Origin of the sequence: Streptomyces sp. NPDC003038, from assembly GCF_040611115.1 — a bacterium.
Taxonomy (GTDB): Bacteria; Actinomycetota; Actinomycetes; order Streptomycetales; family Streptomycetaceae; genus Streptomyces.
Genome location: NZ_JBEXNN010000017.1, coordinates 72,467 through 87,128 on the forward strand (window position 1 = coordinate 72,467; position 14,662 = coordinate 87,128).

Consider the following 14,662-nt stretch of genomic DNA (forward strand, 5'->3'; position numbering starts at 1 on the left):
GGGGGCGGAGGGATCAGGAGCCGGCGGCGCTTTCGGCGGCGGCACGGAGGCGGGCGTACTCCTGGGCCATGGAATCGGCCGTCCAGTGGGCGTTGAGGCCGCTGGGGTTGGGAAGGGCCCAGATGCGGGTGGAGCCGATGGTCCGCTCCTGGGGGCCGATCTGCGCTTTCCTTTCTCCGAAGGCGGTGCGGTATGCGGTGACACCCACCACCGCCAGCCATTGGGGGCGCAGCTGTTCCACCTTGGCGCTCAGGATGCGGCCACCCTCGCGGAACTCCTCGGCGGATAGTTCGTCGGCGCGGGCGGTGGCCCGGGCGACCACGTTGGTGATGCCCAGGCGGTAGGTGAGGAGTTCGTCCTGCTCGGAGGGGGCCAGCCGGCGCGGGGTGAAGCCCGATAGGTGCAGCACCGGCCAGAACCGGTTGCCGGGGCGGGCGAAATGGTGGCCCGTCGCGGCGGAGAGGAGTCCTGGATTGATTCCGCAGAAGAGGACGCGCAGACCGCCCGCGACCACGTCCGGGAGGACGCGGTCACGGGCGGCGGACAGCTCGTCGGGGGTCAGAGGATCGACCCCGGCACGTACCCGGCGGCCTCAGGGTGCTGCTTGGCGATCGCCTCGATACGGGAGACCACCGCCGCGACCTGGCCACCGGCGGCGCCCGTGAAGGACAGCTTGTCGGCCATCAGGGCGTCGAGCTGGGCCCGGTCCAGCGGCATCCGCTCGTCGGCGGCCAGCTTGTCCAGCAGCTCGTTGCGCTCGGCGCCCTGCTCGCGCATGGCCAGTGCGGAGGCCACGGCGTGCTCCTTGATGACCTCGTGGGCGGCCTCGCGGCCCACGCCGGCCCGCACCGCGCCCATCAGGACCTTGGTGGTCGCGAGGAAGGGGAGGTAGCGGTCCAGCTCGCGGGCGACGACGGCGGGGAAGGCGCCGAACTCGTCCAGGACGGTCAGGAAGGTCTCCAGCAGGCCGTCGAAGGCGAAGAACGCGTCCGGCAGGGCCACGCGGCGGACCACGGAGCAGGAGACGTCGCCCTCATTCCACTGGTCGCCGGCCAGTTCGCCGGTCATCGAGGCGTAGCCGCGCAGGATGACCATCAGGCCGTTCACGCGCTCGCAGGAGCGGGTGTTCATCTTGTGGGGCATCGCGGAGGAGCCGACCTGGCCGGGCTTGAAGCCCTCGGTGACCAGTTCGTGGCCGGCCATCAGGCGGATCGTCTTGGCGATCGACGACGGAGCGGCGGCCAGCTGCACCAGGGCGGTGACCACGTCGTAGTCGAGCGAGCGGGGGTAGACCTGGCCGACGGAGGTGAAGGCCTGGGCGAAACCGAGGTGGCCGGCGATCCGCTGCTCCAGCTCGGCGAGCTTGGCGGTGTCGCCGCCCAGCAGGTCGAGCATGTCCTGTGCGGTGCCGACCGGGCCCTTGATGCCGCGCAGCGGGTAGCGGCAGAGCAGGTCCTCGAGGCGGTCGTAGGCGACCAGCAGTTCGTCGGCCGCGGTGGCGAAGCGCTTGCCCAGGGTGGTGGCCTGCGCGGCCACGTTGTGGGAGCGGCCGGCCATGACCAGCTCGGCGTGCTCGCCGGCGAGCTTGCCGAGGCGGGAGAGGACGGCGACCGTGCGGTCGCGGGCCAGCTCCAGCGAGAGCCGGATCTGCAGCTGCTCCACGTTCTCGGTGAGGTCGCGGGAGGTCATGCCCTTGTGGACGTGCTCGTGGCCGGCGAGGGCGTTGAACTCCTCGATCCGGGCCTTCACGTCGTGCCGGGTGACCTTCTCGCGCTCGGCGATGGAGGCGAGGTCCACGGTCTCGAGGACGCGCTCGTAGTCGGCGAGGGCCGCGTCCGGGACCTCGATACCGAGGTCCTTCTGGGCGCGCAGTACGGCGAGCCACAGCCGCCGCTCCAGCGTCACCTTGTACTCGGGGGACCACAGGACGGCGAGCTCCGCGGAGGCGTAGCGGCCGGCCAGGACATTGGGGATGCGGGGCTTGGCTGTCACGTGGAGGGATTCTACTTGGGCTGCCGCTGTGCGTTTACGCAGGTAGGGGCTCCGCTCCCGATTGTGCCTTGCTACGAGAGCCGCTCGCCGGCCTCGCCCTCGTACGGGAGCAGCTCGGGGCGCTTGGCCGGCCGGCCGTCCCCGGAGGAGCGGCCCGTCAGGCGGCGGCCGACCCAGGGGAGCAGGTGCTGCCGGGCGAAGCTCAGGTCCTGCGCCCTGCGTACCGCCCAGCTTGGCGGCGCCGCGACCGGCAGATCGGTGCGCCAGTCCTCCTCGGCGGGCAGACCCAGCGCCTGCCAGACGGCCTCCGTCACCCGGCGGTGGCCCTCGGCCGTCAGGTGCAGCCGGTCGACGTCCCACATGCGCTGGTCGGCGAGTGCGGGAGCCCCGTACAGGTCCACCACCAGGGCGCCGTGCCGTGCGGCGAGCTCCTCGATGATCGCGAAGAGTTCCTCCATGCGGGGCCGGAAACGGTCCATCACGGGCCCGTTGCGGCCCGGGGAGCGCATCAGGACGAGGTGCTTGCAGGAGGGTGCGAGCAGTTCCACCGCCGCCTCCAGGTGACCGCGCACCCTGCCCATGTCCACCTTGGGGCGCAGCGCGTCGTTGAGCCCGCCCACCAGGGTCACCACGTCGGCGCCCATCGTCGCCGCCGCCGGAGCCTGCTCCTCGGCGATCTGCCCGATGAGCTTGCCGCGCACCGCGAGGTTCGCGTAGCGGAAGCCCGGCTCCCGCGCCGCGAGGCGGGCGGCCAGCAGGTCGGCCCAGCCACGGTAGGAGCCGTTCGGCAGCAGGTCCGACATGCCCTCGGTGAAGGAGTCGCCGACCGCGACGAAACTGGTGTAAGACGCATTCAATTCCATGACGGAGCGATGTTACCGCGCGGTATCCCGGCTGGGCAGGGCCGGACACCGCACTCGCGTACCGGCTACGCGGCCGCCGGCCTGCCAAACAGCTCGCGCAGGACGTCCTCCATCGTCACCAGCCCCGTCAAGGCGCCGTCCGGCCCGAGCACCGCCGCCAGATGCGTCCGGCTGCGCCGCATGGCGGTCAGCACGTCGTCCAGCGGAGTCTCCGCCCGCACCCGCGCGATCGGCCGGAGAGCCGACCGGGGGAAGGGCTGGTCCCGCACCTCAACGTCCAGGGTGTCCTTGACGTGCAAGTAGCCCAGGATCTTGTGGCGGGCGTCGATCACGGGGAAGCGGGAGTAACCGGATTCTGCCGACAGCCGCTCCAGCCCGGCCGGAGTGATGCCCTCCCGGGCCGGAACCACTCGGTCCGCCGACAGCACCACATCGGTGACCGGCCGACGGCCCAGTTCCAGGGCGTCGTGCAGCCGCTCGCTCGCCCGGTCGTCCAGGAGACCCGCCTCACTGGAGTCCTTGACTATCCGCGCCAGTTCGTCGTAGGAGAAGGTCGCCGAGACCTCGCCCTTCACATCCACCCGCAGCAGCCGCAGCAGCGCGTTGGCGAAGGCGTTGATCGAGAAGATCACCGGCTTCAGCGCCCTCGTGAGGGCCACCAGCGGCGGCCCCAGCAGCAGCGCGGTGCGCACCGGCTCGGCGAGCGCCACGTTCTTCGGGACCATCTCGCCGAAGAGCATGTGCAGATACGTCGCCAGCGCCAGCGCCACCACGAAGGAGACGGCGTGCGTCACGCCGCCCGGTACCCCGAAGAGGTCGAACAGCGGGGTCAGCAGGTGCGCGATGGCCGGTTCGGCCACCACACCCAGCACCAGGGTGCACAGCGTGATGCCCAGCTGCGCCGCCGCCATCAGCGCCGACACGTGCTCCAGGCCCCACAGGACGGCGCGGGCCCGCCGGTCGTCCCGGTCGGCGTACGGCTCGATCTGGCTGCGCCGGACCGAGATCAGCGCGAACTCCGCGCCGACGAAGAAGGCGTTGACGAGCAGGGTCGCCAGGCCGATCAGCAACTGGATCGCGGTCATCGGGCCTTCTCCTCACCATGGTTCTCAGCCGGCACGTGCAGCAGTACCCGCGCGGCGCGTCGACCGCCGGCGTCCACCACGTCCAGCTGCCAGCCGTCCAGCTCCAGGCTGTCGCCGACGACCGGGATCCGGCCCAGGCCGGTCGCGATCAGACCGGCCAGCGTCTCGTACGGGCCGTCCGGCACTCGCAGCCCGATCCGCTCGAGCTGGTCGGTGCGCGCGGCCCCGTCGGCCGAGTAGAGCGAGCGCCCGGCGGGATCCGTACCCGCCGGGGCCAGGTCCGGGGTCTCGTGCGGGTCGTGTTCGTCGCGGACCTCGCCGACGACTTCCTCGACGATGTCCTCCAGCGTGGCCACACCGGCCGTGCCGCCGTACTCGTCGATGACCACGGCCATCGTCTGCTTGCCCGACAGCCGGTCCAGCAGCCGGTCCACGGTCAGCGACTCCGGTACCAGGAGCGGTTCGCGCAGCAGCTGCGACACCGGGCGGAGGCGGCGGTCCTCGGCGGGCAGCGCCAGTACGTCCTTGATATGGACGGTGCCCACGACGGTGTCGAGGCTGCCCCGGTAGACCGGGAAGCGCGACAGGCCGGTCGCCATCGTCGCATTCGCCACGTCTTCGGCGGTGGCCTGTACGTCCAGGGCGGTGACCTGGACGCGCGGGGTCATCACATTCTGCGCGGTCAGATCGGCGAGGTTCAGGGTCCGCACGAACAGCTCGGCTGCGTCCTTCTCCAGCGCTCCCGCCCGGGCGGAGTGCCGTGCCAGCGCGATCAGCTCCTGCGGGGTCCGCGCGGAGGCCAGTTCGTCGGCCGGCTCCATGCCCAAGCGGCGCACCATGTGGTTCGCCGTGCTGTTCAGATGGGCGATGAGCGGCTTGAAGGCACGGCTGAAGACCCGCTGCATGGTGGCCACCCGCTTGGCGATCGCCAGCGGCGAGGAGATCGCCCAGTTCTTGGGCACGAGCTCGCCGACGACCATCAGGACGATGGTCGACAAGACGGTGCCGAGGACCAGGGCGGTGGAGGAGGCGGCGCCGGCCGACAGCCCCATCCACGTGAAGGGACCCTCCAGCAAGGCGGCGATCGAGGGCTTGGAGATCATGCCGATGACCAGGCCGGTCACGGTGATTCCGAGCTGGGCTCCGGAGAGCTGGAACGTCAGGCTGCGGACGGCCGCCAAGGCGCTGTCGGCCCCGCGCTCACCGCGCTCGACGGCTCGTTCGAGCTCGCTGCGCTCGATCGTCGTCAGCGAGAACTCCGCCGCGACGAAGACTCCGCAGGCAAGGCAGAGCAGCAGCGCCACGAGGAGCAGGAGCACTTCGGTCATCGGTCCCTCACCTCCGTCCCATGATCAGCCAGGAGGAGGGGTATCGCGCGATGTCGCTCGCGGCAGGGACGGGGACTGGGAGGCTCGCCCATGGGCGGACGCTCACACCTTTCATTCGAGGGGAACTGTTGCCCGCCATAGTAAAGGAAGGGCAAAGACAGCGGATCATTCTTTTGGCGCAGTACGCCCGGATGATGGGATCCCGGACATGAGTGATCTCGACATCGGTCCCGCATCGACGGCCGACCTCAGCGCCGTTCTGGACTTCTGGAAGACCGCTGCCGAGGGAACGAGTATCAGCGACGACCTCGCCGGGGTCGAGCGCCTCCACGACCGCGACCCGTACGCACTGCTGCTCGCCCGGCGCGACGGCGTACTGGTCGGCACCGTGATCGCGGGGTTCGACGGCTGGCGCTGCCACCTCTACCGGCTCGCCGTGCACCCGGGACACCGGCGCCAGGGGATCGGGGCGGCGCTGCTGGCCGCCGCCGAGGACCGCTTCAGGGCGCTCGGCGGCCGACGCGGGGACGCGATGGTGCTCGACCGCAACGAGCAGGCACACCGCGCGTGGGGCGCGGCCGGATACCGGCCCGAGGACCACTGGACCCGATGGGTCAAGCCGCTCGGCGGCTGACGCGCGGGTCGCCCACTGATGCGCGGGTCGCTCCCTGACACCCCGGACGCTCACTCGGGGGAGCGGCGCGCCGATCCGATCACGCAGTACGAGGTGGGGAAGGCCGGCCCGCGCTCGGGAAGGCGGAAACTGCGCTGCGAGACGATCCGGAAACCGGCGGCCTCGATCGAGGCGAGCGGGTCGCGGGCGGTGTGGCAGCCGCCGAAGAGGAGGGGCCAGACGGTCCGGTCCAGGGCGCGCTGGACGGCCGCCATGCCGGGACCGGGGGCGAGACCGTGCTCCAGGAAGCGCAGCTCGGCGTCGGGCCGCAGCACCCGGTGCAGCTCGGAGAGGGAGCGCGGGAGGTCCCGCACGGTGCACAGCACGAGTGAGGCGACGGCGGCATCGAACGCCTCGCTCTTGACCGGCAGTGCCTCGGCGGCGCCCGGGACGACGTCCACGGGGACCTCGGCGCGCAGGGCGGCGGTGGTCGCGAGGCGGCGGAGACTGCGCTCCGGTTCGACGGCGACCACTTCGGAGACGGCGCGGGGGTAGTGGGCGAAGTTGAGTCCGTTGCCGGCGCCGATCTCGATGACGCGGCCGCTGACGCCGTGCAGCAGTTCGCGGCGGAGGGCGGCGATGCCGCCGCGGGTCTCGGCGGCGACGCTGGCACGGGCGTAGAACCGGGCGAAGAGGGGGTGGTGGACGGGGTCGTGGGACAGGGCCGGTTTGGCGCGCAACGGCATGACGGACCTCCGGGGGCGGCGGACGTACCCGTACCTCCAGGATGCCCGGCCCGCGGCGCCTCACCCCTGCGGGCTGCGTGCGCGGATGGCTGCCGGGCTCCGCCCCGCCCGGTTCCTGGCGGGCGGGCATGGCCCTGGGGCGTCCGCGTGGGGCCCGCGCCTCGACCGCCGACAGGGCTGGAGTGCCGTGCCTCGGACGCGGCGTGGGGCTCGCGGGCGGTGCCGGAGGGCCGTGCCTCGGACGCGGGCGGGGCGCGCGGGTGGTGCCGCAGTGCCGCCTCAGACGCCGGTGGGGCCGGAGTACCGCGCCTCGAACGCAGGTGGGGCCCACGCGGTGAGGAAGGACTCCGCCGACCAGGTGCCCGAGAGGGGCGGGGCCAGCCAAGAGGGGGCCGATGCGCGGAAGTCGGCGGGCGCCAGGCCTCCCGAGCCTTCCGGGACCGCGCCCAGCAGGGGGATGCCCGACACCTTCGGGAGGTCCGCCAGGTTGCAGCGGGAGGCCAGGTCGGGGACCGCCGGCCAGCTGCCGACCACCACGCCCAGCGGTGTCAGGTCCCGCGCCCGGAGGGCTTCCGCCGTCAGGGCGGCGGAGTTGAGGGTGCCGAGGCCCGCCGGGGCCACCACCAGGACGGGGGCGCCGAGCAGCCGGGCCGCGTCCGCGAGGGAGTGGCCCGCCTCGTCGAAGCGGACGAGGAGCCCGCCCGCGCCCTCCACCAGCACCACGTCGTGTACGGCAGCCAGCCGCGCGGCCGCCTCCGCGATGTCGGCGGGCGCGAGCGTGGGAAGCCCCGAGCGGCGGGCCGCCGTGTCCGGGGCCAGCGGCTCCGGGTAGCGGGCCAGTTCCACTGCCGTCACCGTCGGGCCGCCCAGGCGAACCGCCTCGGCGGCGTCCCCGGGCTCGTCCGGGCCGACGCCGGTCTGGGCGGGTTTGAGCACCGCCACCGAGCGGCCGGCCGCCACCGCCGCGGCCGCGATCGCCGACGTGACGATCGTCTTGCCGATCTCCGTGCCCGTGCCCGAGACGATCAGAACTGTCATCGACGACCTCAGCCTTCCTGCGCTGCGGCGCACACCGCGCGGCAGATTCGTGCGATGTCGGCGTCGCTCGTGACGAACGGCGGCATCGTGTAGATCAGGTCCCGGAACGGGCGCAGCCAGACGCCCTCGCGGACCGCCGCCCGGGTGGCGGCGGCCATGTCGACCGGGTGATCCAGCTGGATCACGCCGATCGCGCCCAGCACGCGGACGTCGCGGACTCCGGGGAGCCCGGCGGCCGCCGCCAGGCCCTCGCGCAGGCCCGCCTCGATCCGCTTGACCTCGTGGGCCCAGTCCTGGCCGAGCAGCAGGTCGATGGAGGCCAGCGCCACGGCGGTGGCGAGGGGGTTGCCCATGAAGGTCGGCCCGTGCGCGAGCACCGGAACGTCGCCCTGCGAGATCCCGTCGGCCACCCGCTCCGTGCACAGGGTCGCCGCCAGGCTGAGGTAGCCGCCGGTCAGCGCCTTGCCCACACACATCACGTCCGGGGTGATCCCCGCGTGATCGGCGGCGAAGAGCGCTCCCGTACGGCCGAAGCCCGTGGCGATCTCGTCGAGCACGAGGAGGACCCCGTACTCGTCACACAGTTCGCGCAGCACCCGCAGGTAGCCGGGGTTGTGGAAGCGCATGCCGCCCGCGCCCTGCACCACCGGTTCCACGATCACGGCGGCCAGTTCGTGCGCGTGCGCCGCGATCAGGGAGCGCAGGTGGTCGGCGTACGCCGGGTCCACGGGGGTGTCGAAGTCGCCGGGCGGCGCGTCCGCGAAGACCTGCCGCGGCAGGTGGCCCGACCACAGCTCGTGCATCCCGCCCTCGGGGTCGCAGACGGCCATCGGCTGCCAGGTGTCACCGTGGTAGCCGCCGCGCCAGGTCAGCAGCCGGGTCTTGCCCGTCCGCCCCAGCGAACGCCAGTACTGGAGGCACATCTTGACCGCGACCTCGACGGCCACCGAGCCCGAGTCGGAGAGGAAGACGTGTTCCAGGCCGGCCGGGGTGATCTCGACGAGCTTCGCGGAGAGCCGGACGGCGGGCTCGTGGGTGAGCCCGCCGAACATCACGTGTGACATCCGGCCCAACTGGTCGGTCGCCGCCTCGTTCAGCACCGGGTGGTTGTAGCCGTGGATCGCCGACCACCAGGACGACATGCCGTCGACCAGCTCGTCCCGTCCCTGGGACGGGACGGCCAGCCGCAGCCGGACCCCGGCGGCGGAGGAGACGATCAGCGGGTCCTGCCGCCCGGGCATCGGGCCGTACGGGTGCCAGACGTGCTGCCGGTCCAGCGCGAGCAGCTCGGCGCCGGTCGCCAAGCTTCCGGTCGCCAAGCTTCCGGCCGCCGTGCTGCCGGGCGGGCCCTGCGGAACCTGCTGGACCGGTGCTCCGTACGGGTCGTACGCGTGGTGCGGATCAGGCATTGGGAGCGAGATCCGTCCCCGCGCCGCGGCGCCGGACCGCCACCAGGTCCGACCTGACCTCACCGGCGTCGGCCTGCGCCGGTACGGGCGCCGCCCCAGCGTGCCCCGAGCACCCGCCGCAGGCCGAGCCGCAGCCGCCCGCCGCCGGGGCATCCGCGGAAGCCGCACCCGAACCGCACACCGAGGCACCTGCCCCCGCGCCAGCGCCCGCAGCCCCGTCCGCGCCGTGCGCACCGCAGCCGCCGCCCGTCGCCTGGGCCGCCGCCACGTCGGACCGGTGCGCGGGGAGGGTCGACGTACCGGCGCCCTCCACCTCGAAACCGGCGTCCGCGATCATGTCCAGGTCCGCCTGCCCGGCCTGGCCCTCACTGGTCAGGTAGTCGCCGAGGAAGATCGAGTTGACCAGGTGCAGCGCCAGCGGCTGCATCGTGCGCAGGTGCACCTCGCGCCCGCCCGCGAGCCGTACCTCGACGTCGGGGCAGACGAAGCGCACCATCGCGAGGATCCGCAGGGCGCGCTGGGGGGTGAGGTTCCACTCCTTGGCGAGCGGGGTGCCCTCGAAGGGGATCAGGAAGTTGACCGGCACCGAGTCGGGGTCCAGCTCCCGCAGCGAGTAGACGACGTCGACCAGGTCCTCGTCGCTCTCGCCCATGCCCGCGATCAGACCGGAGCAGGCGGACAGACCGGCGGCGTGCGCCTTCTGTACGGTGTCGACCCGGTCCGCGTAGGTGTGGGTCTTGGTGATCTGCCCGTACGTCGCCTCGGACGTGTTGAGGTTGTGGTTGTAGGCGTCCGCGCCCGCGTCGCGCAGCCGTTCCGCCTGGCCGTCCGAGAGCAGGCCGAGGCAGGCGCAGACCTCGACGCCCTCGTTCTGCTCCTTGATCGCGGCGATGGTCTTGCCGACGCGGTCCACGTCACGGTCCGTGGGTCCGCGGCCGCTCGCCACCAGGCAGACCCGCTTGGCGCCGCCCGCGACACCGGCCGCGGCGGCCTGGGAGGCCTCTTCCGGCTTCAGCCAGGTGTACTTGAGGATCTCGGCCTTCGATCCCAGGCGCTGGGAGCAGTACGAGCAATCCTCCGGACACAGGCCCGACTTCAGGTTGACCAGGTAGTTCAGCTTGACCCGGCGGCCGAACCACTGGCGGCGCACCTTGCCGGCCGCGGCCACCACGTCGAGCAGTTCGTCGTCGGAAGTCGCCAGTACGGCGAGCGCCTCTTCGCGGGTCGGCAGCTCGCGCCGCAGCCCCTTGTCCACCAGGGTGTTCAGCAGGTCCATGACGCCGATCCTGGACCACACGAGCACTCCCGGCCAAGGAGAGATCGCACAACATGGCCGGATGGGAGTGTGTGTATCGCCACACCTGACGCTCAGGTCACGGCGACTAGGGTCGAGCAGATCTGTGGACTGCCGACAAAACACGAGGACCTGCCGATGCTCCAGCCCGCTCCCGAGCCAGTGGACGTGTTCGCCTGGATCGACGCCGCGGAAAGAGTCCGTGAACACGCCGGACTCGTCAGGACGCTGCGCCCCCGGCCGTCCGTCTCGCCGCTGCTGGACCTCGCGAGCAACGACTACCTCGGCCTGTCCCGGCACTGCGAGACCGTGCGCGGCGCGCAGGAGGCGGCCGAGCGCTGGGGGGCCGGGGCCACCGGTTCGCGTCTCGTCACGGGGACGACCGAGCTCCACGCGGAGCTGGAGCGGGAGCTCGCCGCCTTCTGCGGCTTCGAGGCCGCGCTGGTCCTCTCCTCCGGTTATGCGGCCAATCTCGCCGCCGTCACCGCGCTCAGCGACCGGGGCACGCTGGTCGTCTCCGACGCCGGCAACCATGCGTCGATCGTCGACGGCTGCCGCCTCTCGCGCGCCGAGACCGCGGTGATCCCGCACTCCGACCCGGACACCGCCCGCAAGACGCTCGCTGCCCACGAGGGCCGGGCGCTGCTGGTCAGCGACTCGGTGTTCTCAGTGGACGGGGACGCGGCTCCCCTCGCCGCCTACGCCGCCGCCTGCCAGGACGAGGGCGCGGCTCTGGTGGTGGACGACGCGCACGGGCTGGGGGTGCTGGGGGAGGGCGGCCGCGGCGCGCTGTACGCCGCCGGGCTCGCGGGCGCCCCCGGTGTGGTCGCCACCGTGACCCTCTCGAAGTCCCTGGGCAGTCAGGGCGGAGCCGTGCTGGGTCCGGCCAAGGTGATCCGGCACCTGGTCAACACCGCCCGGACCTTCATCTTCGACACGGGGCTCGCTCCGGCCGCCGCGGGCGCGGCGCTGGCGAGCCTGCGCCTGCTCCAGCGGGAACCGGAGCGGGCCGCCCGCGCCCGGGAGGTGGCCGCCCAGCTGTACGGGCGACTCACCGCGTCCGGCCTGACCGCGGCCCGGCCGGACGCGGCCGTGGTGTCGGTACGGGCCCCGTCGGCTCCGGCGGCACTGCGCTGGGCCGCCGACTGCCGCGAGGCAGGTCTGTCCGTGGGGTGCTTCCGGCCGCCGTCGGTGCCGGACGGCATCTCCCGGCTGCGGCTGACCGCCCGGGCCGATCTCACGGGGGAGGAGATCACCAGGGCCGTGGCGACGATCCTGCGGACCGCTCCGGCCGGAGCCACGGACCAGTAGGCGACGGAGCCCTAGGCCGTAAGAGACGGCCTAGGGGAGCGCGTCCGTCCGTACGTGAGCGAGGAAGCCGTCCCAGGCCGGCCAGGTGAAGAGCACGGCCGGGCCGTCCGTCCGCTTGGAGTCGCGGACGGCCAGCAGACCGCCGCTCAGGACGGCGGCTTCCACGCAGTTGTTCATTCCGGTACTGCGGCTGCTTCGCCGCCACCGGGTCGCGCTGTTCAGAAGTCCGCCGGTGGATAAGGGGGTTGCGGACATGAGGGTGCCTCCTTACGCGTCGTCAGCAAGTGAGCTGATGAGGTCCGACGAGTCCTGGGGCGGGAGGGCGTGCGCCTGGATGGTTCGGAACGCGGCGCTGTAGGCCTCTAGGTCTTCCTTCCGCTCCAGATAGAGGCTACTCGTCAAATGGTCGAGTACCACCACATCCAGATCGGCGATGTCCGGAAATGAAAAGATGACGAACGGTCCCGTGAGGCCGAGGTGTCCCCCGACACTGAACGGAAGTACCTGCAAGCACACTTGAGGCAGCAGGGCCACCTCCGCCAGGTGCCGCAGCTGCTCCGCCATCACCCCTGGGCCGCCGATCTGCCGGCGCAGCACCGCCTCGTCCAGTACGGCGCTCAGCTCCAGCGGCGGATCGGCCCGCAGCACCGACTGCCGAGCCAGCCGTACGTCGACCAGCGCGTCCACCTTCGGCTCCGGAAGCCCGCCCAGCGCGGCCCGGGTCACGGCCCGCGCGTACCCGGGAGTCTGCAACAGCCCTGGCACCACAGACAGTTCCACGGTGCGGGCCGACCGGGCGCCCGCTTCCAGGCTGATGAAGTCGCGGTACTCCTGCGGCAGCAGCCCCCGGTAGTCGTGCCACCACTGGCGGCCCCGCCCGGCCCCGCTCCCCGGTCCGGGGCCGGCGGCCGAGGCCGACAGGGCTTCCAGCAGCGCCCGTTGCTGGGCGCTGACGACGTCTCCGTAGACATCGAGCAACACGCGGATGTCCTCCGGTTTGACGCCGCTGCGCCCCGTCTCGATGCGGCTGATCTTCGATTGGTGCCATCCCGCGATCCGGGCCGCCTCACCGCTGGTGAGACCGGACCGGTCGCGCAGGGCACGCAGTTCCTCGCCGAGCTTGCGCCGACGCACCGCGGGACCGTGCTGCACACCCGCCTCCTTCCACCGGCACAGCTCGCACCAGTCTGCCGTCCGAATACGCTCTTCCGTAGCAGAGTTCACCGCATTGAGCGACAGATATATGCATATCCTGGGAGAACGGCAGAAACGGCGGCACGATGGGTGGCACTCTGGCGTCCAGCACAGATCCGGGACGGCTTCGCCCCGGTGGGAAAGGGACCGTCGCCATGGCAGATCATCAGGAAGCATCCGTCACTCTGCCGAGCGATCCCGCCTCGGTCGCCGCCGCCCGCCGCTATGTCGCGGAGGTACTGGGCGAGTGGGGGCTGCCCGATGACGCCGACACCGCCGACAGCGTCCGTCTGATCGTCTCGGAGCTCGCGACCAACGCCGTCCAGCACACTTTGGGCCAGTCGCCGACCTTCACCGTCGATCTCCGGCTGGAGCGGGGGGAATGGCTCCGCGTCGGGGTGACCGACAGTCACCCGCGCTGGCCCAAGCGGCTCCCGGCCGCCGTCCAGCAGGACAACGGCCGAGGGATGGTCATCATCCGCTGGCTCACCGCGGAGGCGGGCGGACGGCTGTCGGTCAGCCCCACCGAGGACGGCGGCAAGACGGTGTGGATCGCCCTGCCCTGGACCCTTGCTGCGGCCGCGAAGAGCGCCGCCGGAGGCCGGACCGGCGGCTGAACCGGACGCCCGACCAGTCGGATCCCCGGATCGCCGGGGATCGGTTCGACCGCCGGCCGAACCGTCTGCCGGACCGCTGTGAACCCCCGCTCCGGGGACCGGACACCGGTCGCGCAGGCGGGATGCGCGGGTCGGACGACGGGCGGGGTCAGACGAGGCCGCGCTCCACCGCGCTGCGCTCGATGCACAGCTCATTGCCCTCCGGGTCCGCGAGCACGACCCACCCCATCACGCCGTCCTCCGCGCGCCGGTCGTCCACGACCTTCGCCCCGAGCCCGACCAGGCGCTCGACGGTCTCGTCCCGGGTGCCGACGGGCGGCTGGATGTCCAGGTGGACCCGGTTCTTGACGGCCTTGGCATCCGGCACCCGGAGGAAGAGCAGGCCGGGCACGCCGGGCTGACCCGGCTCCAGGAGGACCTCGTCGTCACCTTCCACATCGTCCGGGTGGATCGGGTAACCGGTGACGGCGGACCAGAACTCGGCCACCCGGTAGGGGTCGATGGCGTCGAAGGTGATGTGCCGGACGGGGTTCAGAAACATGCGTCTCCTCGGTTGAGGGTCCGTCGCGCGCCGTGCCCGCGGGCCCGTATACGGAAAGTTCGCGTCGGGGGCCCGGCACCGAACCGGGTACCTGCCCGAAACGTGGGTTAACTCAGCGGAAAAACGCGGCCCCTAGCGTGGTGGTCGCGTGCGTCCGTCAATGATCACCCATGATCCGGCAAAGCTGTGGTGGTCGCGACGGAAAAACTCTCTGCGCGTGGGGCAAGACATTCTTGGCTCGGATAAGCCCAGGTCAACAGGGTGTTGTCGACCGCTAAGGTCACCCCGACGCGATGTTGATCTTGTCCAGGAAGCTTGGTGATACGAGTGCAACTGACACCGCACGAGCAGGAGAGACTGCTCATCCACGTGGCCGCCGACGTGGCCGCGAAGCGGAAGGCGCGCGGGGTCCGCCTCAACCATCCCGAAGCGGTCGCCCTGATCACCTCGCACCTCCTCGAAGGCGCCCGCGACGGCCGGACCGTGGCCGAGCTGATGGCCTCCGGCCGCACCGTACTGCGCCGGGAGGACGTCATGGAGGGGATCCCCGAGATGATCCACGACGTCCAGGTCGAGGCGACCTTCCCGGACGGCACCAAGCTCGTCACCGTCCACGATCCGATCGTCTGAA

Annotated in this window: 16 protein-coding genes; 4 read left to right on the forward strand and 12 right to left on the reverse strand. The window is 72.0% G+C overall.

Annotated features, from left to right (window positions below):
* Positions 1 to 13 precede the first annotated feature (13 nt).
* The 5 genes from mug to ABZX75_RS21655 form a co-directional block, all read right to left on the reverse strand.
* Positions 14 to 562: a G/U mismatch-specific DNA glycosylase gene (mug, locus tag ABZX75_RS21635; RefSeq protein ID WP_355413027.1), complete on the reverse strand. Its 549-nt coding sequence runs from the start codon at positions 560 to 562 to the stop codon at positions 14 to 16.
* Positions 559 to 1,992, reverse strand: a complete 1,434-nt coding sequence (gene purB, locus ABZX75_RS21640) for an adenylosuccinate lyase (RefSeq protein WP_355412867.1) — start codon at positions 1,990 to 1,992, stop codon at positions 559 to 561. Before purB ends, mug begins: the two co-directional genes overlap by 4 nt.
* A gap of 71 nt (positions 1,993 to 2,063) precedes the next feature.
* Positions 2,064 to 2,855, reverse strand: a complete 792-nt coding sequence (locus tag ABZX75_RS21645) for an SGNH/GDSL hydrolase family protein (RefSeq protein ID WP_355412868.1) — start codon at positions 2,853 to 2,855, stop codon at positions 2,064 to 2,066.
* A gap of 65 nt (positions 2,856 to 2,920) precedes the next feature.
* A complete protein-coding gene (locus ABZX75_RS21650; protein WP_355412870.1) occupies positions 2,921 to 3,940 on the reverse strand; it encodes a hemolysin family protein in 1,020 nt (339 codons plus the stop codon).
* Positions 3,937 to 5,268: a hemolysin family protein gene (locus ABZX75_RS21655; protein WP_355412872.1), complete on the reverse strand. Its 1,332-nt coding sequence runs from the start codon at positions 5,266 to 5,268 to the stop codon at positions 3,937 to 3,939. Before ABZX75_RS21655 ends, ABZX75_RS21650 begins: the two co-directional genes overlap by 4 nt.
* Positions 5,269 to 5,476: 208 nt before the next feature.
* On the opposite strand from ABZX75_RS21655, the gene ABZX75_RS21660 reads away from it, so the two are divergent.
* Positions 5,477 to 5,902, forward strand: coding sequence for a GNAT family N-acetyltransferase (locus ABZX75_RS21660; protein WP_355412874.1), 426 nt, complete (start codon positions 5,477 to 5,479; stop codon positions 5,900 to 5,902).
* Positions 5,903 to 5,952: 50 nt separating this feature from the next.
* On the opposite strand, the gene ABZX75_RS21665 is transcribed toward ABZX75_RS21660, so the two are convergent.
* From ABZX75_RS21665 to bioB, 4 genes are all read right to left on the reverse strand, one after another.
* Entirely contained in the window at positions 5,953 to 6,627 is a 675-nt protein-coding gene (locus ABZX75_RS21665; protein WP_355412876.1) for a class I SAM-dependent methyltransferase, read from the reverse strand.
* Between the two features lie 279 nt (positions 6,628 to 6,906).
* Positions 6,907 to 7,665, reverse strand: coding sequence for a dethiobiotin synthase (bioD, locus tag ABZX75_RS21670; RefSeq protein WP_355412878.1), 759 nt, complete (start codon positions 7,663 to 7,665; stop codon positions 6,907 to 6,909).
* A gap of 8 nt (positions 7,666 to 7,673) precedes the next feature.
* On the reverse strand, positions 7,674 to 8,906 hold the full coding sequence (locus ABZX75_RS21675) for an adenosylmethionine--8-amino-7-oxononanoate transaminase (RefSeq protein ID WP_355413029.1): 1,233 nt from the start codon (positions 8,904 to 8,906) through the stop codon (positions 7,674 to 7,676).
* A gap of 160 nt (positions 8,907 to 9,066) precedes the next feature.
* A complete protein-coding gene (bioB, locus tag ABZX75_RS21680; RefSeq protein WP_355412880.1) occupies positions 9,067 to 10,350 on the reverse strand; it encodes a biotin synthase BioB in 1,284 nt (427 codons plus the stop codon).
* A 156-nt stretch (positions 10,351 to 10,506) separates the two neighbouring features.
* Here bioB and ABZX75_RS21685 point away from each other — a divergent pair, with 156 nt between their 5' ends.
* The gene (locus ABZX75_RS21685; RefSeq protein ID WP_355412882.1) at positions 10,507 to 11,679 is read left to right on the forward strand and encodes an 8-amino-7-oxononanoate synthase; all 1,173 of its coding nucleotides are present in this window, start codon (positions 10,507 to 10,509) and stop codon (positions 11,677 to 11,679) included.
* Positions 11,680 to 11,709: 30 nt separating this feature from the next.
* Here ABZX75_RS21685 and ABZX75_RS21690 read toward each other — a convergent pair whose 3' ends face one another.
* Both ABZX75_RS21690 and ABZX75_RS21695 read right to left on the reverse strand, forming a co-directional pair.
* Positions 11,710 to 11,934 carry a DUF397 domain-containing protein gene (locus ABZX75_RS21690; protein WP_355412884.1) on the reverse strand — a complete coding sequence of 75 codons (225 nt, stop codon included), beginning with the start codon at positions 11,932 to 11,934 and terminating at the stop codon, positions 11,710 to 11,712.
* A gap of 12 nt (positions 11,935 to 11,946) precedes the next feature.
* Positions 11,947 to 12,831, reverse strand: coding sequence for a helix-turn-helix transcriptional regulator (locus ABZX75_RS21695; protein ID WP_355412886.1), 885 nt, complete (start codon positions 12,829 to 12,831; stop codon positions 11,947 to 11,949).
* A gap of 197 nt (positions 12,832 to 13,028) precedes the next feature.
* Between ABZX75_RS21695 and ABZX75_RS21700 the strand changes: the two genes are divergently transcribed.
* Positions 13,029 to 13,490: an ATP-binding protein gene (locus tag ABZX75_RS21700; RefSeq protein ID WP_355412888.1), complete on the forward strand. Its 462-nt coding sequence runs from the start codon at positions 13,029 to 13,031 to the stop codon at positions 13,488 to 13,490.
* A gap of 148 nt (positions 13,491 to 13,638) precedes the next feature.
* On the opposite strand, the gene ABZX75_RS21705 is transcribed toward ABZX75_RS21700, so the two are convergent.
* Positions 13,639 to 14,031 carry a VOC family protein gene (locus ABZX75_RS21705; RefSeq protein WP_355412890.1) on the reverse strand — a complete coding sequence of 131 codons (393 nt, stop codon included), beginning with the start codon at positions 14,029 to 14,031 and terminating at the stop codon, positions 13,639 to 13,641.
* 327 nt (positions 14,032 to 14,358) lie between these two features.
* Between ABZX75_RS21705 and ABZX75_RS21710 the strand changes: the two genes are divergently transcribed.
* Positions 14,359 to 14,661 (forward strand): urease subunit gamma, encoded by a 303-nt coding sequence (locus ABZX75_RS21710; protein WP_355412892.1) that lies wholly within the window; start codon positions 14,359 to 14,361, stop codon positions 14,659 to 14,661.
* Position 14,662 lies beyond the last annotated feature (1 nt).

Excerpts from the sequence above, each read along its gene's own strand:
- ABZX75_RS21645 (WP_355412868.1), bottom strand. The coding sequence starts at position 2,855 with ATGGAATTGAATGCGTCTTACACCAGTTTCGTCGCGGTCGGCGACTCC.
- ABZX75_RS21650 (WP_355412870.1), bottom strand. The coding sequence starts at position 3,940 with ATGACCGCGATCCAGTTGCTGATCGGCCTGGCGACCCTGCTCGTCAAC.
- ABZX75_RS21655 (WP_355412872.1), bottom strand. The coding sequence starts at position 5,268 with ATGACCGAAGTGCTCCTGCTCCTCGTGGCGCTGCTGCTCTGCCTTGCC.
- ABZX75_RS21660 (WP_355412874.1), top strand. The coding sequence starts at position 5,477 with ATGAGTGATCTCGACATCGGTCCCGCATCGACGGCCGACCTCAGCGCC.
- ABZX75_RS21665 (WP_355412876.1), bottom strand. The coding sequence starts at position 6,627 with ATGCCGTTGCGCGCCAAACCGGCCCTGTCCCACGACCCCGTCCACCAC.
- bioD (WP_355412878.1), bottom strand. The coding sequence starts at position 7,665 with ATGACAGTTCTGATCGTCTCGGGCACGGGCACGGAGATCGGCAAGACG.
- ABZX75_RS21675 (WP_355413029.1), bottom strand. The coding sequence starts at position 8,906 with ATGCCCGGGCGGCAGGACCCGCTGATCGTCTCCTCCGCCGCCGGGGTC.
- bioB (WP_355412880.1), bottom strand. The coding sequence starts at position 10,350 with ATGGACCTGCTGAACACCCTGGTGGACAAGGGGCTGCGGCGCGAGCTG.
- ABZX75_RS21685 (WP_355412882.1), top strand. The coding sequence starts at position 10,507 with ATGCTCCAGCCCGCTCCCGAGCCAGTGGACGTGTTCGCCTGGATCGAC.
- ABZX75_RS21690 (WP_355412884.1), bottom strand. The coding sequence starts at position 11,934 with ATGTCCGCAACCCCCTTATCCACCGGCGGACTTCTGAACAGCGCGACC.
- ABZX75_RS21700 (WP_355412888.1), top strand. The coding sequence starts at position 13,029 with ATGGCAGATCATCAGGAAGCATCCGTCACTCTGCCGAGCGATCCCGCC.
- ABZX75_RS21705 (WP_355412890.1), bottom strand. The coding sequence starts at position 14,031 with ATGTTTCTGAACCCCGTCCGGCACATCACCTTCGACGCCATCGACCCC.